This window comes from Pedobacter sp. UYP24 (assembly GCF_054057295.1).
On record NZ_JBSRZD010000002.1, the window covers coordinates 250,016 to 274,975 of the forward strand.

At 36.7% G+C, this 24,960-nt stretch carries 21 protein-coding genes; 8 read left to right on the forward strand and 13 right to left on the reverse strand.

The window, feature by feature from the left end; genetic code table 11:
- Window positions 1-146: 146 nt before the first annotated feature.
- Both ACVWYN_RS05770 and ACVWYN_RS05775 read left to right on the forward strand, forming a co-directional pair.
- Window positions 147-1,160, forward strand: coding sequence for a zinc-binding alcohol dehydrogenase family protein (locus ACVWYN_RS05770; protein WP_457287878.1), 1,014 nt, complete (start codon window positions 147-149; stop codon window positions 1,158-1,160).
- A 34-nt stretch (window positions 1,161-1,194) separates the two neighbouring features.
- A complete protein-coding gene (locus ACVWYN_RS05775) occupies window positions 1,195-2,064 on the forward strand; it encodes an AraC family transcriptional regulator (RefSeq protein ID WP_457287879.1) in 870 nt (289 codons plus the stop codon).
- A gap of 19 nt (window positions 2,065-2,083) precedes the next feature.
- On the opposite strand, the gene ACVWYN_RS05780 is transcribed toward ACVWYN_RS05775, so the two are convergent.
- From ACVWYN_RS05780 to ACVWYN_RS05790, 3 genes are all read right to left on the reverse strand, one after another.
- A complete protein-coding gene (locus ACVWYN_RS05780) occupies window positions 2,084-2,782 on the reverse strand; it encodes a VIT1/CCC1 transporter family protein (protein WP_457287880.1) in 699 nt (232 codons plus the stop codon).
- Between the two features lie 16 nt (window positions 2,783-2,798).
- The gene (locus tag ACVWYN_RS05785) at window positions 2,799-3,248 is read right to left on the reverse strand and encodes a heme-binding domain-containing protein (RefSeq protein ID WP_457287881.1); all 450 of its coding nucleotides are present in this window, start codon (window positions 3,246-3,248) and stop codon (window positions 2,799-2,801) included.
- Window positions 3,249-3,376: 128 nt separating this feature from the next.
- Window positions 3,377-4,111, reverse strand: a complete 735-nt coding sequence (locus tag ACVWYN_RS05790) for a YoaK family protein (protein WP_457287882.1) — start codon at window positions 4,109-4,111, stop codon at window positions 3,377-3,379.
- Window positions 4,112-4,313: 202 nt separating this feature from the next.
- On the opposite strand from ACVWYN_RS05790, the gene ACVWYN_RS05795 reads away from it, so the two are divergent.
- From ACVWYN_RS05795 to ACVWYN_RS05805, 3 genes are all read left to right on the forward strand, one after another.
- Window positions 4,314-5,000, forward strand: a complete 687-nt coding sequence (locus ACVWYN_RS05795; protein ID WP_457287883.1) for an SIR2 family NAD-dependent protein deacylase — start codon at window positions 4,314-4,316, stop codon at window positions 4,998-5,000.
- A 159-nt stretch (window positions 5,001-5,159) separates the two neighbouring features.
- A complete protein-coding gene (locus tag ACVWYN_RS05800) occupies window positions 5,160-5,966 on the forward strand; it encodes a sterol desaturase family protein (RefSeq protein ID WP_457287884.1) in 807 nt (268 codons plus the stop codon).
- Window positions 5,967-5,995: 29 nt separating this feature from the next.
- Entirely contained in the window at window positions 5,996-6,412 is a 417-nt protein-coding gene (locus ACVWYN_RS05805) for an EamA family transporter (protein ID WP_457287885.1), read from the forward strand.
- Between the two features lie 40 nt (window positions 6,413-6,452).
- Here ACVWYN_RS05805 and ACVWYN_RS05810 read toward each other — a convergent pair whose 3' ends face one another.
- Genes ACVWYN_RS05810 through ACVWYN_RS05825 form a run of 4 tightly spaced genes read right to left on the reverse strand, consistent with a single transcriptional unit; the run spans window position 6,453 to window position 12,443 of the window.
- Complete coding sequence (locus ACVWYN_RS05810; RefSeq protein ID WP_457287886.1) at window positions 6,453-9,470, reverse strand: efflux RND transporter permease subunit; 3,018 nt, start codon at window positions 9,468-9,470, stop codon at window positions 6,453-6,455.
- Entirely contained in the window at window positions 9,470-10,387 is a 918-nt protein-coding gene (locus ACVWYN_RS05815) for an efflux RND transporter periplasmic adaptor subunit (RefSeq protein WP_457287887.1), read from the reverse strand. Before ACVWYN_RS05815 ends, ACVWYN_RS05810 begins: the two co-directional genes overlap by 1 nt.
- 48 nt (window positions 10,388-10,435) lie before the next feature.
- The gene (locus ACVWYN_RS05820) at window positions 10,436-11,701 is read right to left on the reverse strand and encodes a TolC family protein (RefSeq protein WP_457287888.1); all 1,266 of its coding nucleotides are present in this window, start codon (window positions 11,699-11,701) and stop codon (window positions 10,436-10,438) included.
- Window positions 11,688-12,443, reverse strand: a complete 756-nt coding sequence (locus ACVWYN_RS05825; RefSeq protein ID WP_457287889.1) for a phosphatase PAP2 family protein — start codon at window positions 12,441-12,443, stop codon at window positions 11,688-11,690. The genes ACVWYN_RS05820 and ACVWYN_RS05825 overlap by 14 nt, the downstream gene beginning before the upstream one ends.
- A gap of 253 nt (window positions 12,444-12,696) precedes the next feature.
- On the opposite strand from ACVWYN_RS05825, the gene ACVWYN_RS05830 reads away from it, so the two are divergent.
- From ACVWYN_RS05830 to ACVWYN_RS05840, 3 genes are all read left to right on the forward strand, one after another.
- A complete protein-coding gene (locus ACVWYN_RS05830; RefSeq protein WP_457287890.1) occupies window positions 12,697-15,105 on the forward strand; it encodes a TonB-dependent receptor domain-containing protein in 2,409 nt (802 codons plus the stop codon).
- A gap of 26 nt (window positions 15,106-15,131) precedes the next feature.
- Window positions 15,132-16,205 carry a YncE family protein gene (locus ACVWYN_RS05835; RefSeq protein WP_457287891.1) on the forward strand — a complete coding sequence of 358 codons (1,074 nt, stop codon included), beginning with the start codon at window positions 15,132-15,134 and terminating at the stop codon, window positions 16,203-16,205.
- Between the two features lie 143 nt (window positions 16,206-16,348).
- The gene (locus ACVWYN_RS05840) at window positions 16,349-18,889 is read left to right on the forward strand and encodes a DUF5686 family protein (RefSeq protein WP_457287892.1); all 2,541 of its coding nucleotides are present in this window, start codon (window positions 16,349-16,351) and stop codon (window positions 18,887-18,889) included.
- 16 nt (window positions 18,890-18,905) lie between these two features.
- Here ACVWYN_RS05840 and ACVWYN_RS05845 read toward each other — a convergent pair whose 3' ends face one another.
- From ACVWYN_RS05845 to ACVWYN_RS05870, 6 genes are all read right to left on the reverse strand, one after another.
- Window positions 18,906-19,547: a phosphatase PAP2 family protein gene (locus tag ACVWYN_RS05845; RefSeq protein ID WP_457287893.1), complete on the reverse strand. Its 642-nt coding sequence runs from the start codon at window positions 19,545-19,547 to the stop codon at window positions 18,906-18,908.
- A gap of 61 nt (window positions 19,548-19,608) precedes the next feature.
- The gene (locus ACVWYN_RS05850) at window positions 19,609-20,124 is read right to left on the reverse strand and encodes a DUF2147 domain-containing protein (RefSeq protein ID WP_457287894.1); all 516 of its coding nucleotides are present in this window, start codon (window positions 20,122-20,124) and stop codon (window positions 19,609-19,611) included.
- Between the two features lie 71 nt (window positions 20,125-20,195).
- Window positions 20,196-21,446, reverse strand: coding sequence for a sensor histidine kinase (locus tag ACVWYN_RS05855; protein ID WP_457287895.1), 1,251 nt, complete (start codon window positions 21,444-21,446; stop codon window positions 20,196-20,198).
- A 7-nt stretch (window positions 21,447-21,453) separates the two neighbouring features.
- Window positions 21,454-22,131, reverse strand: coding sequence for a response regulator transcription factor (locus tag ACVWYN_RS05860; protein WP_457287896.1), 678 nt, complete (start codon window positions 22,129-22,131; stop codon window positions 21,454-21,456).
- A gap of 199 nt (window positions 22,132-22,330) precedes the next feature.
- The gene (locus tag ACVWYN_RS05865; protein ID WP_457287897.1) at window positions 22,331-23,323 is read right to left on the reverse strand and encodes a hypothetical protein; all 993 of its coding nucleotides are present in this window, start codon (window positions 23,321-23,323) and stop codon (window positions 22,331-22,333) included.
- Window positions 23,324-23,393: 70 nt separating this feature from the next.
- On the reverse strand, window positions 23,394-24,932 hold the full coding sequence (locus ACVWYN_RS05870) for a hypothetical protein (RefSeq protein ID WP_457287898.1): 1,539 nt from the start codon (window positions 24,930-24,932) through the stop codon (window positions 23,394-23,396).
- Window positions 24,933-24,960 lie beyond the last annotated feature (28 nt).

The following is a 24,960-nucleotide window of genomic DNA, read 5'->3' on the forward strand; positions in this document are numbered from 1 at the left end:
TTTAGCAAGATTATTTCGAGTTCCTAAGTTATTCTAACTGTCAATACCCGTTAAAATAACTTAAGAAGATGTTAAACCTTAATATGAGCGTGCCAGTATTTATTCATTTCTTTACACTGTCTTAAAATATTTACTTAAAAATAATCATGAAAACACTGATTTGTAACGTTCCCGGTCAATTTATCTATCAGGAAAGGGACAAGCCTGTTATAAAACCAGGCCATACCCTTTTAAAAATTAAAAAGGTTGGTATATGTGGAACGGATTACCATGCATTTGATGGGACACAGCCATTTTTTAACTACCCCAGAATATTGGGTCATGAGATTGCTGCAACTATAGAAGACACAAATGCGGAAAGTGGCTTTGAGCATGATGAACTGGTAACCATTAGTCCCTATTTTTATTGCGGAAAATGCATTGCATGCAGATCTGGCAAGAACAACTGTTGTACTCACATGCAGGTAGCTGGCGTGCATGTAGATGGCGCAATGGCAACCTATTTTCTTGTTCCAGACCATTCCATAATTAAAGGTGAGGGCCTTACAGCTGATGAGCTTGTATTGGTAGAGCCGTTGGCCATAGGCGCACATGGTGTATCAAAAGCCGGTATTTTAAAAGATGAATTTGTACTGGTTATTGGAGCGGGGCCCATCGGACTTGCTACCATGAACTTTGCAAAAATAGCAGGTGCTAATGTAATCGCGATGGACATTAATCAACAACGATTAGAATTCTGTCGGGAAAAACTAGGTTTGACCTATACTATAAACGTTCTTAAGGAGGATGTAACAGAAAAGCTGATGAAAATTACTAACGGGGATATGCCTACAGTGGTAATAGATTGCACGGGTAACCTAAAAGCCATCAACAATGCGGTTCAATATATGGCGCATGGTGCAAGATTTGTTTTAATCGGCCTGCAGAAAGAACCTCTAGTTATTAGTCACCCAGAATTCCATAAACGTGAGGGTACTTTATTGAGCAGTCGCAATGCACTTGCCAAAGATTTTAAATACGTAATTGAATGTATAAAAAATGGCAAAGTAGAACCGAAACATTACATCACACACAGGGTGTCCTTTGATGATTTGAAGAAACAGTTTGAATCGCTTACAAAACCAGAAAATCAAGTAGTTAAAGCGATAATAGAATTTTAACTACATTAGCAATTAAAGGAGCGCAGTTCAGCTAATGAAGCCACAGCATTTAACCATATTAAACCAGGCGGATCATTCCTTTAGTATCAGAAAGGAAACTGTGCCGAACATCAACAATACCTGGCACTATCATCAGGAGATTGAATTGATTTGTTTCCATAAAGGAAGCGGTACCCAGTTTATAGGTGATCATATCAAATCCTTTGCTTCTGGAGATATTGTATTGGTTGGAAAAGAATTACCGCATTACTGGCGTTATGATACTCAATGTATAAATGAACCGGATTCCAATTCACCATATTCAACTGTAGTACATTTCATGGATAACTTCATAGGGGAGAAATTTCTTCATATACCTGAGGCTTCTCCAATTAAATTATTACTGGAAAGAGCAAAACACGGCATTCTGATTACCGGTGATGATGCAACCCTAATTGCCGGAAAGATGGAAGATATCTATTTGGCAAATGGGATGGAAAAAATACTCGCATTGCTCCATTGCCTGTTAAGAATCTCCAGCCTGAAACAACTGCAATTGCTTTCTTCTGTTGGTTTTAAATATGACTTAAGTGCTTCAGAAAAAAAGCGGTTAAACAACGTCTATAATTATGTACTTAATAACTTTAGAAGTAAAATACACCTTGAGCAGGTGGCTGAAGTGGCAGATCTTGTCCCAAATTCCTTTTGCAGATATTTTAAAAAGAAAACAGGTAAGACCTTCTCACAATTCCTGATAGACGTACGTATCGGATATGCCCGTAAGCTGATCATAGAAAATCAAATGGACATTAAACAAATCTGTTTTGAGTCTGGTTTCAATAATTTCTCTTGTTTTCATAAACAATTTAAGCTGCTAACCGGAACTACGCCTAAAGACTATATGAACGTTCATTTGATGAGGTAAAATCTCTTAATAAAATATATTAGGAAACACTGACTCCAAATAAATGGCCTACAAGAGCAGTGATACCCATAGCAACCGTGCCCCAAAAAGCAATCCTTAACACTGCAGTACCCACTTTTGCTCCTCCTGTCCTGGCTGCAATTCCACCCAAAATCATTAAAAATACCATGGAAAGACAATATTGCGTATAAACCATATACTTTAAAGGGGCAAATATTGATACGCCAAAAGGTAACAGGGCCCCAAAAATGAATGACCCGAAAGAAGCGAGTGCAGCTTGCAACGGTCTGGCCGAAGTAATTTCATTAATTCCCAGTTCATCTCTGGCATGTGCTTCCAGTGCATTGTGTTCCGTCAATTGTATAGCTACCTGTATTGCAAGATGGGGTTCTAATCCGCGGCCCACATAGATATCAGCAAGTTCCTGCAACTCTGTTTCAGGCATATCTAAAAGTTCCTGTTGTTCCCTTGCCAAATCAGAATTTTCTGAATCTGCTTGCGAACTAACTGAAACATATTCCCCTGCAGCCATAGACATTGCTCCTGCAATAAGTCCTGCCAAAGCAGCCAGAACAATGGCATTTCTGTCTACGGTAGCTGCTGCAATACCTATCACGATGCTTGTTGTAGAAAGTATACCATCGTTGGCACCCAAAACAGCTGCTCGAAGCCAACCTATTCTGGTTACATAATGTTTCTCATTAAAATTGTTTATCATTTGCTATTTAAAGAGGTTATTGAATAATTTTCTGAAGACCTTTAGCCCAGCTAATTAATTCTGCCTTAGCTTGAGGAGTTAACACCGCTTTCCTATGAATAAGGGTGTAGGAAGTTAACGGCATTTCATCGTGTTCAATTACATCGATAACTTCATCGAGTTTATGCTTTTTTTTCTTTGAAGTGTAACTATTATATTCATCAAAATTTAGTTCTCGTTTTCCTTCATCAATATGATCCTGTAACCACCAGGCAACAGGCTGAATGTTGCTGTACCATGGATAAGTTGTGTGATTAGAGTGGCAATCATAACAGCTGGTTTTAAGAAGGGCACCTATTTCTTTAGAGACAGGATAGTGGAGTTCTATGGCATTCGCCGATGGAGTAGCAGCAATATTTTTATTCGGCCTAAAGAATTGTATGATTACAATCAGTGCAACAATACCGTAAATTATTTTTCTAATCATAGTTTTAAAAATTAAAGTAAACATTCTTCCAATCTTATATATCAAATTGCTTCTGAGCCAATTTGCAAGTCAATTCTGTAGATAATGTGAAGTTATAGCAAAGAATGATAAAAAGACTGCTCATCATCTTAATTATTCCTAACACGATAGATGATATTAGAATAGTAACGTTTAACATTGAGACGAAAAATATCAAATAGTAAGGCAAAACACAAAATAAATGCTGGCAATAAAAAAGAATTGAAATAGAGGTAGCTAAACAGATAGGCGCCAGATAATGCACCAAACAAGAATGAAAGAATAATAGATAAACGAAGTTTGATTCTTGACATCAACTCCATTTGTCCTTCACTCTTAATTCCTTTTAACTGTGCCAATTCGATACCCAAATCAGTAAAAGTTCCGGTAAGATGTGTGGTACGCACTACAGATCCTGATATAACTGACACCAATGCATTTTGCAAACCCATAGAAAAAAGCAAGCAACCGGCAAAAAAATCTTTGGAAAAAACAGGCTCTTTCCTGGCACCATACACCGCACAAAATATCAAAAAACTGATTTCAATTAAAATAGGAAGCGCATAGGAAAACCGTTCATGATGACCGATACGGGTAATAATTACACTGGAGAATAAAGCCCCGGCAAGGAATAAAAGCATCCACACCGCAACTATACCTGCGTTGCTCCAATCCTGCAATGCAATCCTTTCTGCAAATAATGCAGCATGCCCGGTTACGTTTGTAGTAAGTGCAGAGAATCCTAAAAACCCTACAGCATTTATATATCCTGCAGTTAAACTTAACAGAATGGCCAGCCTAATGTTATGGGTATAGGTTCTTTTTGCACCAAAATGTCTTAGCATCTCATTGTTAGATTAACGCAGTACCGACTTTGTTAGCGCATAAAGGTCCACACTGACCACACAAGAAACATTGACCGGAATCATCTATCTCTATGACTTTAGTCATCATTTAAACTCATTTACCCAATACTTTTATCAGCCTAAATAAAAATTTCTTCAAAAAAGCAAGCTTCTAAGTCAACAATAATTAATTTTAAGGCTTATGAAAAACATTGTTGTACTTACTGGAGCAGGCATTAGCGCCGAAAGTGGCCTTAAAACATTCAGGGATGCTGATGGGTTGTGGGAAGGACATAAAATTGAAGATGTTGCCACACCAGAAGCATGGGAACGTAATGCGGTACTCGTGCAACAGTTTTACAACGAGCGAAGAAAATCTGTTTTAGAAGCAAGCCCCAATCCTGCTCACTTTGCACTGGTCCAACTACAACAGAAATACAATGTTCACATCATCACTCAAAACGTGGATGACCTGCATGAACGCGCAGGGTCTGATCAGGTATTACATTTGCATGGGGTCATTACCAAATCACAGTCTGACGTGGACGCCAGGTTAACCTACCCTATTAAAGGTTGGGAATTGCAGTTTACCGACTTATGCGAGCACGGGAAACCATTGCGTCCTCATGTAGTTTGGTTTGGTGAAGCTGTTCCAAATATGGTACCTGCAATGAAACTTTGCGCGGCTGCAGATATAATGATAATTATCGGTACCAGTTTACAAGTATATCCTGCAGCCAACTTAACACAGTATGTCCCTAAAAACATCCAAAAGTATGTGATAGATGTTAAGGCCCCGGATATTGGATCTGACGTAATTGCCATTGAAAAAAAAGCATCAATGGGTGTACCAGAATTGGTTAATCAATTATTGGCTGAAGCTGAATAATATTGTTATAAAGATAAAGTCATGTTGCACCATAGACTCCACTAAATTATAGCCCAATATTAACGTTTTATTTGTACTAACTATAACTGAGAATTCAAATCAAATACAGAATTTCTCCAGTATCATAGCTTAAAATTGTGATTTAGGGACCATAATCTAATGAATCTGCTTAAATATATCATTCATAATCATCCTGCAAGCGTACAGGTAATTTTATTCCTTACTACAATCATTGTCCTTTGGCTATGGGAGCTTCGTGTTACGCTTTCTGCAATTTCCAAATGGCGACATACTAAAGGGAACTTAAAATTTATTATAACCGCTCTTCCAATTCAACTTTGTCTAAGTGTAGGTATAATCGCAATATCTGTATATACCAGTTTACATAATTTAGGTATCTTAAACCTAATTCCTTTCGGAAGTTACATTTGGTTAAAATATCTGTGTGGCTTTTTCCTTCTTGACCTCTTTGAATACATTTACCATAGGGTGATGCATAAAATTCCCTCTTTATGGCGTTTCCATCAAATTCATCACTCTGATGAGGATGTCGATGTTTCGACGACGCTTCGGGAACACCCTGTCGAAACTGTAATTCGGCTTGCCTTTCAAATGGTCTGGGTTTTTCTATCGGGTGCCTCACTTAGCCTTTTATTGCTTCGTCAAACTATACAAACACTTTCAAACTTATTCGCACACTCTAGTTATAGATTGCCAGCAACAATTGAAAATATATTCTCAAAGCTATTCATTACTCCCGGTCTACATCATGTACATCATCACTTCAAAATGCCTTACACAGATTGTAACTACGGGGATGTTTTAAGTATATGGGATCGGCTGCTTGGTACTTATAAAGAACTCCCTAAAAGTGAAATAACTTATGGCATTGACTGCTATCCAAATGCAGCCAATGCAAATTTCAAAGGATTAGTTGCTCGTCCTTTTTTAAGAAAGCAATTGTAAATTGTTTACTTTTAATGTAAATCTTAAATATGTGGTGGATATATGCCCTTCTCTCTGCTTTTTTTGCAGCTGTAACTGCAATTCTGGCCAAAATTGGCATTAAAGGAATTGACTCTAATCTTGCAACCGCAATACGTACAGTAGTAATCCTTTTATTGACCTGGGGTATCGTCTTCTTCAGAAATAGTCAACAGGAAATTTCCGGACTAACAAGGATAAACTGGACATTCCTTATTCTTTCAGGATTGGCTACGGGTCTTTCGTGGCTATTCTATTTTAAGGCGCTTCAATTGGGCAAAGTATCTCAGGTAGCTCCAGTTGATAAAGCGAGTGTTGCCATAGCAATCATTCTATCAGTCGTATTTTTGGGTGAACCTTTAACTGTAAAAACGGTAATCGCAGTCTTACTAATTGTAGCAGGAAGCATAATATTAATATTTCAGTAAGGTTATGATTAAATATTTAATTCTAAATCATAATCCTTCTCTATTTATAGAGCTTCGTAATCATGCTTGGCAATACAATTAACAGTAGTGGTAAGGCAACAATAAACCCCCCTATTACGGCTATTGCCAAAGGTTGATGCAACTGTGCTCCAGCTCCTATTCCTAGTGCTAAAGGAAAAAGTGCAATGATAGCCCCTAAAGCAGTCATTAATTTCGGTCTCAAACGTGCTGATATTGCGTAAATAACAGCATCATTTACACTTTTTTCATGTAGCGATTCCTTAAATTGAAGAAAAGTAAAAATAGCATTCTCTCCAATTATTCCAACAATCATTATCAATCCGGTATAACTACCCACATTTAGCGGCGTACCCGTTAAGAACAATGCGAGATAGCTTCCAGAAATTCCTAAAACTGAAATAATAAGGATCAGGAAGGCTATTTTAAAATCTCTGAAAAGAAACAAGATCACAGTAAAGACAAGTAAGCTTGAAGAGATCAAGATAGTTAACAATTCTTTAAACGATTGCTGTTGTTCAGCATAGGCGCCTCCATATTCAATATGGTAGCCAGATGGAAGCACAATTTTTGCAGAAACCCCCTTTTGAATATCCTTCATCACACTCCCTAGATCCCTGTTGTCTAGCCTTCCAGTTACTACCACAATGGATTGTAAATTCTCACGTTCTACCTGGGCTGTTCCTGTTTTTAGTCCGACTTTAGCAAGTCCCTGTATGGGTATCGCCCTACCTCCAGGCAATATAATTTTTAGTTGATTAATATCTGAAACGCTAAACCTTTTGCTGTCCGGATAAATCATCCTAATTGGCGATTGCTGATTATCATACAAGTTACCAATAACATTGCCCTGCAATGCAGTTTGTACCTGAAACTGAAAGCTCGTAGGTGTAATGCCATATCTTGATAGTGCCGCAAAATCTGGTTGAATATCGATTGTTGGCCCTGAGAGTAGAATACCATCAAACACATCTGCAGTCCCTTGCACATTGCGAATTATATCTGCAATCTTCCTGGAGATACCCTGCAGCTTATCTTGTTCATTCCCAAAAATCTTCACTTCAATCGGTTGGGTAGAACTCATCAAGTCTCCAAGCATATCTCCTATTACTTGACCAAAATCAACTGTTAGTGTTGGCTGTGTGCTTTCAATCTTATTCCTGATTTCTTGTATTATCTCTTCTGTTGTTCTTTTTCGGTCTGCTTTAAGCTGTATAAGATAGTCTCCTGTGTTAGGCTCCGTTATAAAAAAGCCCATTTGAGTTCCTGTTCTTCTGGAATAGGCAGCTACTTCAGGAATTTTAACCAACTCCTTTTCTACATCCTTAAGTACACGATCGGTTTCTTCAAGAGAAGTACCAGGTGGCGTATTATAGTCTATCACAATACTTCCTTCGTCCATCTCAGGCAAAAAACCTGTTTGCAAACGCGGGAAAATATATACAATTAGGGCTACCAATATCAACATGCCAATCATGCTTATATATTGCCGATGGATAAAAAAAGCAATCCATCGTTGACTTTTAACCTCGTGTACTTCGGTCTTCTTGACACTATTTTTGGAAGCATCACGGGTTAGGAGGAGGTAAATTACAGGAAGGCCTATCCAGGTAACAAAAAATGAGCAAACCAAGGTTATGATCATTGTATTGGTCATCACCTGAAAATAAGAACCTGCCACCCCAGTCATCAATACAAAGGGAATAAAAATTACAATAGTACTAATGGACGAACCTAACATTGCGGGAAAAAGATAGTCTATTGCTCTTTTAAGTAGTATCATTGTAGACTCCTCAGGATGTTCTTCATGCGTCCTGTGTATTTGTTCAACTACAACGATCGCATCATCTATTATTAGACCAATTGCTGCGGCAATAGCACCTAAGGTCATTATATTTAGTGAATAGCCTACCGCATACAAAACTATAACACTGAGACAAAGCGTTACCGGGATGGTTATCAAAATTACTGCGCTTGCTTTTAAAGACCTCAAAAAAATAATGGCCACAATTATAGCAAGTGCCAGGCCTATCAGTAAGGAATCGCTAACACTTCTAACAGAATCATTTACAAAATCTGCTTGCACATAGTAAGGTTTTATAACTACACCAACAGGTAAAATTTTCTGAAGTTCAGCAATCTTTAGCTTCATTTGTTTCGCCAAATCAACCAAATTGGCATTTGGTTGTTTAATCACCGCAACAAGAATCCCTTCTTTTCCATTTGCATTGATCTTGGTATACTCAATGGCTTCTTTTACGCTTACATTACCAATATCTTTAAAGCGAACCAATCGGTTAGAATTTTTACTAACGATTTGTTCCTCAATGTCTGCTTTAGTTTTCAAAGTAGCATCCGTTACAGAAAGATACATGTATTTGTAATCTGACAAGTACCCATTGGACTTCACAAAATTTGTCTGACCTAATGTTCCGGCAATCTGATCAGGTGATATGGATAACGCTGCCATTTTCTGTCGGTCAAGTTCAAGCCAATACTCTTTGGTCTTCCCGCCTATAATCCTGATTTCTGATACACCATCTACTTGTGATAAGAAAGGCTTAACCGTAAAAATGGCGAGCCTCTTTAATTCCGTTGGCGACTTAATATTGCTTTCAAGACTGTAACCACTTACAGGCAATATTGATGGGTTCATCTTTTCTACTGAAATATTGACTCCAGGAGGCAAAACACCACTTAATTTTGCAATCTGTGCCTCAATACGTTGCTGACTTAAATCAATATTAGCGTTACTACTCATGTAGGCAGATAACTCTGCACTACCCCTGGAAGTAGTGCTGCGAATCAATTTCAAATCAGGCACTTGCTTTATTGCGTTTTCAAGTGGTCTGGTCACTGTAATTACCATTTTGTCAACAGGCTGAAGTTCTGCCTCCGCAATGATCTTGATTTTAGGGAATGTAATTTCCGGAAATAAAGATGTTTTTAATTGGTGATAAGTAAAAAATCCTCCTGCTAAGATCAGGATCAGAACAGCCAATAGCGGATTTTTATGTGTTATGAAGAAATTCTTTACCATTACTTTAATAACTTAACCTTGGCTGTATCTGCAATTCCATAGTTTCCTACACTGACTATTTTGTCTTTAAGATTAAACTCAGGACTGATAACCTCAATAAATTTTGCATTTTCAATTCCCTTTTTAACAGGAATTTTGACCGCAGTGGAATCATTGATCATTTTCATAACCCAAAACTCATCTTCAGTTTCATTGGTCAGCACCGCAGACTTAGGTAATACTTGTGCATTGGGACTGGAGGTTTTTACCAGTCGCGCTCTTGCAACCAATCCTTCAGGTATTGACGCAGCAGCATTTAGCTTGATAATCATACGCTGTGTTTGAGCCAAAGAATCTACCGTAGGTAACGATCCAGTGATTGTTCCGGAAAGCGTTTTACCGTCTGGTAAGACCAACTCAACTGATTGACCTTTTACTGCCAGTTGATTAAACTCGTAAGGTAAGTCCAGCAAAAAAGCAAAACTGCTTTGATTACTGATCACTGCAAGCGCCTCACCATCCTGAACATAATCACCTTTTTGATGACTCACAGTAGTAATATAGCCGGGCTGATCAGCTCGAATAGCCGAAACTCCTGAAAATTGAAATCCAGGATCAAGCTTGTTAATTGCATTCCCAATAGCTTTTGCTTCTTTAGTAATAAGCCTAAAAAGAACCGTGCCTTTTGTAACTTTTGAGCCGACACTTGCATTAATAAACTGTACATATCCATTAATGTTGGCTTTAACATAACTTTTTTGCTGGTAAGAAGATATCGCAGTAAACTCTATATATTCAGCAAGAGGCATATGCGTTATTCCCGTGACCTGTACAGGAGACACTACATCAGCAGTTTGATCAGCTACAGAATTGTCTGGAGCACTACAAGAAGTAAAGAATAACATCGTACCTAATAGCGCTGAAAAACAGATTTTCAAATAATTACTTTTATAAAACATCATCATCTTTTTTGAACAAACACAACATTAACGGCTCCAATAATTTAATTGATTAACTAGTTTTAAATGGTTAATATTTGACTGTCTCATTGCATTTTGCGCAGCCATATAATTATTTATTGCAACTACAAAATCGGTTATTTTGACATCCCCAGTATGTAACAATTGAATGTTTACATCAATTAAACCCTTGCTTAACTTGATTTGATCCATTATCTGAATTGTAAGTGAATGTGTAGCTTCAATCTGTTGCCTTAGCATCATAATCTGTTGTGCTTTTTGATTGATAAAAAATCCCTTGTAAGCAGCGCTTGTGTTAGATTGTAGGCTAATCCGATCTTGCTGCATTTTCTTTTGATTCCCATCATAAATAGGCACTAAGAATCTGAAACCTACACTCGCTCCAAAATTTTTATATGGTTGCAATACCAGGGATGAATTATAACCGCCATTGGCGTACAGATTAATCTTTGGCTTATAATTCAGATCTATTGCTTTTCTATCGTTAGCCGCCTTCAAACTATCTATTTCAAAACGTTTTGTAAAAAAACTACCTTTTGAGGTATTCGTAATCTCTTCATTCAACTTTGGCTCTGCCAGTACAAAAGTTGTGCTATCATTAATACCAGAAAGGTAATTCAATGTTGCTAAGTCAGATTTTAACTGCAGTTCAGCTTGCTTATGTTGCAATTGTTGCTGTTTATAGGTAACTAGAAATATGAGGTATTCTGACTGCTTGTAAACATTTCTTCTTGTCAATTCTTTTAATATACTTTCTTCCTTCTTCAAAAGCTGGAGAACTTCCAAGTTAAAGGCAACTTGTTCCTGACTATCATAAGCCTGAATGTATTGTTCAGTAATACTTTTAATGATATCCAACTTTGAAATTCCGACTGCATAATTTAACGAATCTCGTTGCAGTCGCAGTGCTTTAAACTGATTTTCCCTCAGATTTTTGCCCAACAAATTGTAATCTACATTTAATAAAGCATCAAGAGATTGTCCATTCGTCATCACCTCATCAAAACCATAACCATTAATTCTGGGTGCATATAAACCCGTTGAACTTGCGCTAACCTGCGGCCGGTAACCAGCCCTGATTCTCAAACTGTCGATCTTATTTATCAGCAATTGATTACTAAAATCCTTTATCAGTGGGGATGACCGCTCTGCCCTGGAAACAAAATATTCAAGATCAATCTCCTTTACTTCAGGTTGTTGGGCTAACGAAGTCTCTTCGAAGAAAATGACTCCTACCAATAGGAGCAGCATGTATTTCCTAAAACTTTCCATTGAATGAAAACCCTATGCTGTGGGATTGATATGCAGGCAACAGGTTGTAATTCGAGTTTTGTTTACCAAATACGAAACGCTTTAAGCCAGGGTATATCAAGTAGGCTACTTTGGTAGACAAAATACCAAATCCAGCTCCTGCTACCACATCACTGAGCCAGTGTCTATTATTATAAAGTCTCAGCACTCCTGTAGCTGTTGCTACAGTGTATCCAGCGTAACCAATCCAGGGATAGGATTCTTTGTATTCCTGACTCAAAAACTCCGCGGCTGCAAAAGCATTAGCGGTATGACCTGATGGAAATGAGTTATTGGCAGAACCATCCGGACGCATTCTATTGGTTATTTTTTTAAGACCCGAAACAGTTCCAGTCATAATTACCTCGGCCAATAGATACCTACCGGAAGCATCAATCACAGTATGTTTACCCTTTATTCCTGCCAAATTTAAACCGTAAAACGCAGCTGCTGGCGCAAATTGTAAATAGTTATCTATATGAGCAGCAAACAACGGATGATCTTCTTGAAGCTCAGCCTGGGTACTTAAATCCAAATTCCTAATGGGCCCATTTACAAGGGATAACAATCCATACCCAATGAAAACTGAGGGTACAATTATTCCACTCGGTTTAAAATATTTACCAGAATTCTTCTCAATCTTTTCAGCTTTAACAGAATCAATGCGCTGCCCGAAGCAAAATGCAGGCAGACAAAACATAAATAATAATATCTTCAAATTCATAGGGCGATTATTTTATAAGTTTACCAGTTTGATCTTAAACAATGTCCTTCCCGTTAATCTCTGATTCATAATTAATTAATTTCTGTGCTGCAACAGTACCGCTAAAACCGTATAAAACGACGCTCAATGGGATTGCATTTTTCATGGCTAAATAATTTTTAAACAAATCTATAACATAATATTGTAGAAAAACTGGAGGACTAAATCCAGAAAAAAAACAGAATTTACGACTAAATATGTACAAAATTCCATTGTGAATACAAAGATACTTTATACCTCACTAGTTATAGCATTCTCTTTTTTTTTTACTAATTGTGGTTATACACAAAATAAACTTTCGGTTAGTGGGAAAGTTACAGAAAGAAGAGGCAAATCTTTATCAAATGTAAATATCACATTAGTTAAGTACAGCGATAGCTCGACAGTAGCCCGGGAAGTAAGTACAACTAAAGGACGATACAATTTCTCGGGAGTAATTGCGGGGCAATATTTTCTTAAAGCCAGTTATGTAGGTTTTGAGAAAAAAAACACTGCGGTGTTTACGCTAGATAAAAACCAATTAAATGCAGTAATAGACATCCAAATGAAAGATGCTAACCAGCTGCAATTATCCGAAGTACAGATTAGCACAAAAAAAAGTCTATTTTCCAACTCTATGGACCGGAAAGTATATAATGTAGGTATGGATTTGATAGTAAAGTCTGGTTCTGCCAGTGAGGTACTCCAAAACGTACCGCTTGTACAGGTAGATATTGACGGAAATGTTAGTTTAAGAAATTCAGCAGTTACCATCCTCATTAATGGGAAAATTTCACCTATAATGGGAAAGAACGCATCAGCCGCACTACAGCAAATGCCCGCGGGTAGTATTGAAAGAATTGAAGTGATCACAAATCCTTCGGCAAAGTACAAACCGGACGGAACTGGCGGAATCATAAATATCGTGTTGAAAAAAGACATCAAACAAGGTCTAAACGGAACTTTAAATGCTAACATTGGCAATCGTAACCGTTATAATGCCAATGCATCTCTTAACTATCATCCAGGCAAACTAAATGTATTTGGCAGTTTTGCGATTAGACAGGACGATAGACTAAGGGCAACAATCAACGATAGAATTCAAACTGACAGTTTTAGCGGACAGACAAATCAATACCATGATAACTTATCTTCTGCATCAAGGCCCTTTGCCTATACTACTACTGTAGGTTTTGAATTTTCGGCCGATAGCAATAATAGCTTTGGTATCTCTGCAAATTATTCCCTGAGGAAAATGACCAAAAATGACCTAACTTCAAAAAGTGTTAGTAGCGGTGGAAATCTTATTCAGGATTATTTACGGAAAAGATTCGACCCTGAACGGGAAAAGAACCTGAATGGAAACATATTTTACGAGCACTTATTTGGCAGAGATAATCATAAAATCAGGGCTGAATTTACCATCTCTCACTCGCCGGAAATCGAAGATAATCATTACATAAATACTTACCACCTACCTGCAATAAACGATCAATTGGACAATACGCTGATAAAGCAAATTTCTGATGATAAGAACTTAAACGTGGGATATGAAAATGCAATTTCAGAATCATTGAAACTGGAAGTTGGCTATGATGGTCAGTATAACCGACAAGATTTAGATTTCTATGGAGAGGGGTTTAGCTATATCACACAGCAATTTGTGAAAGACGTTAATAAGACCAATCGTTTTATTTACAACGAAAATGTACACGCGGTTTACACTACGTTGGCAAAAGAATTAAAAAAACTTAGTCTTATGCTTGGATTAAGAGGGGAATACAGTGATATCACTTCTAAGCTAATTACGACGAACATGGTGGTTCCAAACCATTATTTTAAAATATACCCGACAATGCATATTAGCTATAAGCTAAGCGATGACAAAGAAATACAGTTAAATTATAGTCGCAGGGTTCGCCGCCCAGAAGGTGACGATTTAAATCCTTTCGCAGAATATGCTGATCCAACAAATGTTCGGGTAGGAAATCCATTTCTGTTACCTGAAATCATCCATTCTGTTGAAACGGGTCTTCTATACAGAAAAAGAGGAATTAGTATTCTTCCAGGTCTTTATTATAGATATACCTATAATAGATTTACTTCTATAACATCGCCACTTAATGATTCTGTTCTTGTAACAAGACAGCAAAACCTGGCTAACGATCAGGCTATTGGAGCAGATGTGGTCTTTTCAGGTAACCTTGGAAAAAAGACAACAATGAGCTTAACCCCAAATGTATTCTATAATCAAATTGATGCTTCTAATCTTGGTTACGGCACAAAAAAATCTACTATTGCATGGTCAGCCTCATTAAACTCAACCTACGCGATAGCAGCCGGCACTACTGCCCAAATTAATTCTAACTACAAATCTGCAAGACTCACTCCTCAAGGAAAGTATTTACCAAGTTTTGTCATGAACATGGGAATCAGGCAAGACCTCTTTGGCAAGAAGGCATCAGCCTACTTTACTGCCTCTGATGTCTTTAAATCCCAGCGTCAGGAAGCAAATCTACAGGGACCTTTTTTAACTCAACACGTGCTAACTAAAAGTAATTCAAGAATTTTTTATGTGGGTTTGAGTTATAATTTTGGTGTAGATAAGAAGAAAAAAGATTTACAGTTTGACAATAGTTTATAACCATCATAACTCATAAACTGGTATTTATGAATTTCAAGTTCGTAACAAATTTATCACAAAATTCGCTTCGAGTCTCCAGAATTCCTCCAGAGTATTATAGTCCTTTTGAAAGAAAAAAGAAAATGAAAAAAGCAGCATTCTTATTATCACTTTGCCTTTTGTTCGTGATAACAGTAAACGGACAAGGCACCAATAGCACCCATTTAATCAATACGTTTAAAATTAATGGAACGGGAAAGTGGGACTACCTATTGGCGAATCATAAAAACAAAAGCCTATATGTTTCTAATGGCACACAGGTCAATGTATTGAATATGATTACAGGAGATTCTATTGGTGTGATATCAAATACTATAGGTGTACATGGAATAGCACTTGTACCAAATCTAAAGAAAGGATATACAAGTAATGGCAAAACTGGCGATTGCACCGTATTTAATACTGTGACTTTAAAAGAAATCAGTAGGGTCAAAACTGGTGAAAATCCTGATGCGATATTTTATGATGAATACAGTAAAAAGGTATTTGTGTTTAATGGTCGGAGCAATAGTGCAACGGTAATAAATCCTGCAACAGATAAGGTTATTGCAAATATTCCTCTGGGCGGCAAACCTGAAACTGGAGTTTCAGATAGAAAAGGAAAAATTTATGTCAATATCGAAGATAAAAATGAAGTAGTTTGTTTTGATGCAAATACATTTAAAGTACTGAAAAGATTCAAATTAGAAGCCGGTGAAGAACCTTCCGGACTTGCCATCGACCGATTGAATTTCCATCTTTTTGTAGGCTGTGCTAATAAGCTGATGTTAATACTAGATGCTGTTTCAGGAAAAACAATTAGCAAATTACCTATTGGCGATGGTTGCGACGGTGTAGCTTATGATGCCGGATCAAAACTAGCTTATAGCTCAAACGGAGAAGGCACCCTAACCGTGGTAAAAGAAATATCGAAAAATAAATTTACAGTTGTTGAGAACATAAAAACTGCACCTGGTGCCCGTACAATAACTCTGGATGAAACCAGTCATCATGTATTTTTATCTGTGGGAGATCGGAATTCCATCGCTAAAAATTTCAGAATACTCGAATTCAGCAAGTAAATGAATTAAAGCACAAAGCTCAATTGCGGCTGTCAATTGAGCTTTATAGATAAAAAGATAGATTATTATGATCATTATATAAATACAGAATTATCACAGAATACAGTTCTATTTTTAGGCAAAATATTCCAGTGATGAAACCTATGCTAAGAACATTTTTTTTGCTTTTAATTGCATTCCCTATAGTTGCAAAATCTAGGCAAAATAATATTGCATCAACCACTATTGTAACTGGACAAGTTATGGATGCGGTAACGAAATTACCCATTCCTAATGTAACAGTAGAATTTGTCACAGGAAAACGAACGCAAACAAATATTGACGGGAAATATGCGCTTAATGCAAAAGGAAATTTCACTTCAATTGGGTTTTCATGTGTAGGATATAAACCATCGCAGGCTGTAATTCTTCCCGGAAAAACTCAAAATGTTAACGTTTTACTATCATCTAATGATACACAACTGGAAGAGATTTCCATAAAAGCAGGAAAGAGGCCTCGTTACAAAAACAAAGATAATCCAGCAGTTGCTCTTATTCAGCAGGTTATTGACCAAAAAGAAAGTAACCGGATGCTTAACACTGATTACCTCCAATATAATCAATATGAAAGAATAAACTTTTCGGCCTTTGACCTTTCGCCCAAACTTTTAAAGTCAAAAATGTTTAGCAAATACAAATTTTTGCTAGATACAGATATGGTTATAGGTGACAGTGTAAAAACTGCTCTTCCTGTATATATGTCAGAAAAATACGCTCAAATATATGCTCGAAAAAATCCAGAAAAAATTATAAATATCCTAAAAGCACACCAGGAAGTCGATTACAGCTCATTCATTGATATAAAGGCCTTGGATATTTATCTAAATCGCCTTTACGGAAATCCTGATATTTATCAGAATAACCTATTTATTTTAACACATGAGTTTTTAAGCCCCATAGCTGATCATGCCCAGGAATTCTATAAGTTTTTCATTACGGATACAATTAATCGCAATAATGAAAAATTGGTAGAAATTAGCTTTACACCAAGGAATCTTGGAGATTTTTTATTTGAAGGAAAACTCTACATCACCATGGATGGCAGGTATGCAGTTAAATCAGATCATCTCGAAATAAACAAGCATATCAACATCAATTTCGTAAGACGAATGGATATCAGACAGGAGTTTCAGCAGAATGTTGATGGTAGATTTTATCTCACAAAAAATAATATCCAATCTGATTTCGGACTCGAAAAAGATAAAGGGACTAAAATATTTGGAGAGCGAACCATTTTTTATACCAATTATAGGCTCCAAAGCCCAATGCCTGCTAAGTTCTATGAAGGAATGGAAAATCAAATTAATCTAGATCCAGTAGACAGTAAAAATGCCGCAATTAAAAAGTATCGTACTGATACCATTAGCATTGCACAAACAAAAATATACCGTCATATAGATAGTTTGCAATCCATGCCCTCTTTTAAAAGAGCATTGTGGACCGCTAAGTTTCTAGCAATTGGATATGCAGACTTAGGTGGTGTTATTTTAGGCCCTAGTGGCAGCTTTTATTCATTTAATACCTTGGAAGGATCACGTTTTAGTATTGGAGGTAGAACGACATCGACTTTAAGCCAAAGTGTTTATATGCAGGGCTATGCTGCCTATGGAATAAAGGATGAGAAATGGAAGTATTATTTATCAGGAATGTATTCGTTCAACAAAATTTCTCCATGGGGATACCCAGTAAATTACTTAAAAATCAGTTACCAATATGATTCTGATATCCCTGGTCAAAACTTTTTAGTAGACAAATTTCAAAGCGTTCTAGGCTCGTTAACCCGTGGACGAAATGACTTATGGCAATATAATAGAATTGGCATAATCAGTTATAACCGGGATTTGGAAAACCATTTTTCCTATAGTGCGGGATTAAAAATTTGGGATCTGCAGCCAGCAGATCAATTGCTATTTAAGACAGCAAATGACACCAAAATAGACCATTTACAGACAACCGAAATTGAACTTACACTCCGTTATGCACCTAACGAAAAAATATTTAATGGCGCAGAAAGAAGACACACTATTCCAAGTAAGCATCCCATTTTTACTGTTCAGTCTAGTTATGGTATAAAAGGAGTTTTAGGAGGAACAAGCAATTATTTAAACGTTAGTAGCAATATCTACAAACGCTTTTACCTTTCTCAGCTTGGCTATTCTGATATCACATTACTTGGTGGAATTGTTAGGGGTAAGGTATCCTTTCCATATTTATCAATTCTACCATCCAACCAAACTTACCTGTACGATCCCAATGCTTATAATAACATGAATTTCCTAGAATTCGTTACCGACCATTACATCGGTATAAATGGTACTCATGCTTTCGAAGGATTTCTTTTAAATAAGTTCCCACTTTTAAAGCACCTTAAATTAAGAGAATATCTCTCCTTCAAGTTACTCTATGGAGGAATAAGGGAGGAAAATAATCCGGCCAGGCAAGCAAATTTATTTAGATTCCCTGTGAATTCCCAAGGCAGGCAACTTACCTATGCATTAGGAAACGCACCCTATACTGAAGTAGGTATTGGCATCGGAAATATATTCAAATTGATTAGAATAGATGCCATTAGGAGATTTAATTACCTCGATCATCCCGGAACTGCACCTTATGGCTTGCGTTTTACAATTGGAACTAGTCTATAGCCAATTTTGAAATTCATTAATTTAATTTGGATGATTTATAATTACTGAGATAAACTGAACAAAGTAGGTATAAAATGATTACGCCTACCATAAAACCAGCCAAAACATCTGTAAACCAATGTGCACCAAGATAGATGCGAGAAAACGGAATGAGAATTATTAATGCTCCAGAAAAACAAGCAACAATCCATCTTAATTTAATGTTTAAGCTATCAAGATGAAACATTAGAAATATTAAAAAACCAAAGAAAACAACATAGAAAAGAACGTGACCACTAGGGAAACTTTGTTGTTTAGCCTTTTCCAATATTCTTACTAGATTCTGTGTAGGTCTTGGTCGGTCTACAAGAAACTTCAATATCGTACTTATCAATCCGGAAATCAAAGTAAGGAGTATAAAAACTCCTTCTCTTTTAAATTTTAAAAACCAAAAAGCTAAGGCAGTCATGCCAACAACTATTAAATTTTGCGGCAAATTACCAAGCCAACTGATCATTTCCATGAACTGATCAAGCAACAAGAATTGATGTTCCTGTACTTCATGAGAAAATTTCAAATCTATAGATGATTTGGGAAATAGCAAAACCAATACAGTAAGCAATAAAAAACTAAGTGTAAGAAGAAGAATGAATCGAAACAGTATTCTTTTGTTGGTCATATTGGTCGTAAAAAATTGATAATATTTAACTTCTAATTCTGTAAAATTCAATTGTTAGCTGTCATTTCTTTGATGTCTTTACACCATTAAATTCCAGACTTTTACAAATAAATTTAAATTTCCAATAACCTTTAACTTTTAACGTACCTTCTGGAGTAAAATACGCATAAGCACTCCACTCTCTACCACTATCTGCATCATAAATGATCCCGTTTTCCCAAGTATTAGATGATGAAGCGTAATTCAGAGATCTCAAAACCTGCATACCAAGAATTTTTCTTGACTGCAAATCAATATCTGTATTTTTGGAATCTGTTCTAGTAGCCATAGGATGACTTGGATCATCACTATCACTAAACCATATAATTTTTGCTTTATAAATGTTATCAGCCTTATAAACATCTACCATAAGATTTTTCTCTTTACTCATCCATCTGCCAACAATCCTATCGGCCACGTCACCTGAGATATCTGCTTTAAAATGATCAGCGTATCCATTATTTTGCGCTGAAGAGTAAAACGACTTTAGCAACAACAATACAAAAAATATTCCTCCAGTTAATTTATAGCTCTTCATAAAATTCGCTTTATAAATTGAAAATACACCTTAAATCTGTATTAATTCTGATCATTTAAATAATCATTCTATTACCACGTTAATATAAAACTATGAATAACACCCAAATGCATGTATTGAATTTTAATTCCTGAGCGATCACATATCTGCTTTATAATAGATAACCCCAGACCATTATGTTGACTTTGCAGATTTTGTTTATAAAATCTTGAAAATAACCTTGTTCGATCAAGTGCCACCTCTGGTCCAGAATTATTGACTACCAACTTATTGTTGTGCAAACTAATAGAGAGAGAACCTCCAGGCACATTATGAGAGCTTGCATTACTGAGTAAATTATTCAATAATATATCTATTAATTCACTATTGCCCTCTAATATACTAGGTGAAATATCTATTGAGTTTACCAATTCTTTAGCTATCCAAAGTTCATGAAACTGCTCAATTTTCTCTAGCAAACGCTCTTCCATATTAATACGTTCAGTAGCATTGAACTGCCCGTTATCAATTTTAGCGAGCAATAACAAAGACCGGTTGAGTTTTGTTAATCGTTGCACAGAGGAATAGATAATTCTCAAAGCAGCACTATTTCCATCAGAAAGATTTTCCTCCTGAACTATTAAATCCAGTTTTGCTCTAATAATCGCTAGAGGCGTCTGTATTTCATGAGATGCATTTTCTGTAAATTCCTTGAGAGACCGATAATCATCATTTGCAGATTCAATTAAATCATATACAGATTTATTCATAAATGAAAATTCGTCTATCTCCGTTTCGGGAAGCTTAGGCAGGGAATGACTATCCAATTTAAATCCATTAAGTTCATTTAATGTTTGATAAAAAGGTCTCCATAATTTTTTCAATATGGATTGATTTACTAAAAATGAACTCAAGATTACCGCAAGTAGTAAAACGATGGTAGTTATTGCAATAACATTAATTAGCAGCTTTGTTCCTTCTATGGGTTTTGAGACAATCAACAAATAAAATTGAGCATTTAACTTAACAGTAAAAGACAACTGCCTGAAGTCTTCTGTAACCTGCTCTTCCGTGTCGTACAACCTGACAGTCCTGATGGACTCATCACTAGCATGCGATACTTTTTTAGAGGTTACCTGAATTTCTTCAAAATCTTTAAACTCTGGAATAACTTGATTGGTTTTTATAAATGCCTCCGTTCTGTCTCTATATCTCAACAAGGCCTCATCAAGTTCGTGGATAAGTACTCCACTGATAATTAAATAATAGATCAATCCAGAAATACAAAAAACCAATGCCATAACGTACAGATTGATCCTATTATATTTTGTGAATAGCTTCATATTTTGCTCAACTAATTACAAACTTATAACCCATCCCATAAACGGCTTTTATATAATCCGGGCATCCGGCACCAATGAGTTTTTTGCGGAGATTCTTGACATGAGAATAGATGAAATCAAAGTTATCTGCCATGTCAGTATGATCACCCCAAAGGTGTTCAACTATAGCTTCCTTTGTTATCATCTTATTTTTATTACTGAATAAATAAAGCAACAATTCATATTCTTTTCTGGTAAGTGGAATTTGGCCAACATCATTCTTTAAGGTCTTTTCATTCAAATTCAAAACAAGTTCGCCTATTGAAATTTGATTGAATCCACCAAAGGACTTTCGCCTGATAATCGCTAAAACCCGCGCAGCTAGTTCTGCCAAATGAAAAGGCTTTGAAAGATAATCATCACCTCCAAGATTAAGACCTCGTATTTTGTCATCCAAAGCGTCACGTGCACTAATTATCAAAACACCCGCATCTTTTGAAAGAAGCTTAAGTTCTTTTAAAATATCCAGTCCACTCCCATCAGGCAAACTAATATCAAGAATAATGCAGGAATAATCATTAACATGTATTTTTTCCATTGCGGTTTGGAAGTTGTACGCCACCTCACAAATGAATTTTTCAGATCCCAGATATTTTACAATACTCTGAGATAGGTCCTTTTCGTCCTCCACAATCAGTAGTTTCATACTGCAACATACAGTTTAATCCTGTGTAAATTCTGGATTTAGGAAATACTATGATTAATTAACCGAAACCTTTAATGAGATTGTTTTAGACACACAACAGATTGCTATTCCCATGGAAATAAGTAAACGGTATTAATAAAAATTAAACCAAGTGCTATATGATATTCTATTTTCATTACTTATCTATTTAATTATGCTATCAATTTCTTTTGTAAAAGCTGATTGCATTTTTAGCGTCGGCATAGCCTTTTATCTCAGAAATAGTCACATACCCCTTTCCATCGCCAGAAAAACCTATAGCCTCCCCTTGCCTTTCATTTCGGAAGTAAGGTGCGTCTTGTGGTGAACGTAGAAGTAAATGTGCTATCGATTCATTGCTTTCCCGTTTCCAATACCATATCTGCCCTGTATTTCTAAGTAAGACTTCACTTCCATCAGCCGAAATACTTCCCGAGGTCAGAAGATCGAATGGAAGCTTTGCTACCGGTTTCAAGGTTATTGCCGTATTGATTACTTGAGGATATGTTGCTTTGTAAATTGTACTTGTTCCAGATTGCTTAGTGGCAAGGTAAATATCTTTAGTTAAAGGATCCACTAAAAAGCTTTCTGCATTCACTGATCCTGCCGGATAATTGAGTATAATTTTATCAACAGGAATATGAAGTGCCGAAATGGCAGTAAATACACTTATTTCTGGTTCAATAAAACGGTAGATTACAACAGCACTACGGGATGCTTTATTGTCTCCAATATCTGCAACATAAACATAATTCTTACCTGCCACAGGGCCAGGTCCGGTTGTAATGTCTTCCCAGTCAATATTTGTGCTTCCATCCAAAATGAGCTTACCTAAATTTGCTCCATTTAGATCAATTATATAGACCTCATTGCTGTTTCCGCTGTCTTCATGAATATAAAATTTTCCACCATAAGTCAAACTTGGTGCAATACCTGAAATTTCATGTAATTCCTGGTTAACCAAATCAATAACTGAGGGTACTGGATCAAAGCTTTTATTGCTTATTAATAAAGATAGGTTATACGTTGCTTTCGGAACAGTATCGGGTTTTACTACAATGATTTTTGTAGTATCGGTAATAGCTGGCTTATTTGTATCAGTTACATTTTTCTTACAAGCTGAAACAGCTAAAATCAACACCAAAGTTACTGTCAGAAAATTCCGGAATTTCATATAGCAGGTTATAAAATTTAACAAAAACAAAAGCCCACGCGAGGGTGGGCTTTTGAACTATTTTTATCTATTAATATTTGTGTTGATTACCCGTTCCATCAGTTGGAAAAGCACCTAAATCTTTATTTGGAGGAGTGATGGATGCACCAAATACTGCATCTGTAGAGAGTTTACGTTGAGGAAAACCATATTGAACCAATAGTGGAGCAGCGGCTTTGGAAGGTAGGGCATTTTTGCCACTGCCACCAATATAAACACCTGCACCTATTGCAGGCGAACCAATCCTTAAATGGAAGTCAGCACCTGTTGGGATAACTGAGTTACGATAATTTCTACCAACACTGTTTGCTGCAAGATCGTAGTTGGCAAAAAGCGGATCATATTTCAGTGAATCACTAGCTGTATTCACGCCAATATTAGTTCCATTTGCGGCAATTGGACCATTTACATAACCATTGAGGTCAGTCGATTTTTTAATAGTAAACTGATTTGGCTCGATGAATATCATATATTGTTCGGCACCGCCCATTGGATTTCCTCTTCCAATATAGGTAAGGTTATTACCGTATGACGTGTTCAAAGTATCACTAGGCTTACCCTTTTCCGATTGATAAGAAATACGTAATCCCGATTTACTATTGGCAACAATGTTATTATAAATGAATCCACCGGCATTTGTTTCGGTATTAATTGATCCGTTTCTAGTAGTTTTTGTCTGTCTGAAACCGCAATTAATAACTGTATTGTTATAAATATTCACCAAACATACTTTTCCTGCCGCACCCGAAGTTTTTAATCCGTTGGTAGCAATACCATAAGTCAGGTTATAGGCCATATCTCCGTATACACCGTCCTTAATATTGGTAGCTTCACCTCCAGCAGCACCAATTTTCGTGAATGTATTACGCATAAGACTCATGTAAACGTTTTGAGGTCTGATACCATCATCCTTACTACCCATAAACCAGGAATCCTCAATAATCAAGCTACCCAAAGCATTCGCAACGCTGTTCATATAGAGCGCAAATCTCGGATCTCCAGACTTGGCACCGTAATCAGGCGCGTTTGCACCCCAGGGACCGCCAGTATATTCAACATGCGTCCAGCGAAGCAGTAGTAATTTTGCAGATGGCCCACATTGGAAACCACCCCAGTATCCCTTAAAAGCAGGGTCATTGGCAGCATCGTCTTTGTAAGAAGAATTGGTCTTTGGTGTTGCTGGAGTTTCAAAAACAGTGAACCAGTTCGGTGCCGCTTTAGATCCATTACTAACCAATGAGCCGTTTACGTAAAATGCAGGACTAGTTTCCGGAGATTTTCCATCACCATGTACCACCACCTTTGCACCTGGCTGAAGATATAGTGTATCGCCCTCATTAATCGTTACGTCAGACATGATGTGATAGGTTTTACCTGCCAGCATGGTTCCTTTTAGTGGAATGGAATTACCGCTTACATCTTTTTTAGGTAAGATGGTATCCGCAATAGACGATCCAACAACGAACAAAGGCTTTGAGATTTCTACAGTTTCAGTGCCGCTTTTTTTACAAGAATAGAATGCTGCAGTGGCCCCCATAATCAGGCATGTTAAAAAGGTACTTTTTTTCATGATTTTATTAGATTGGTATTTAATTTAT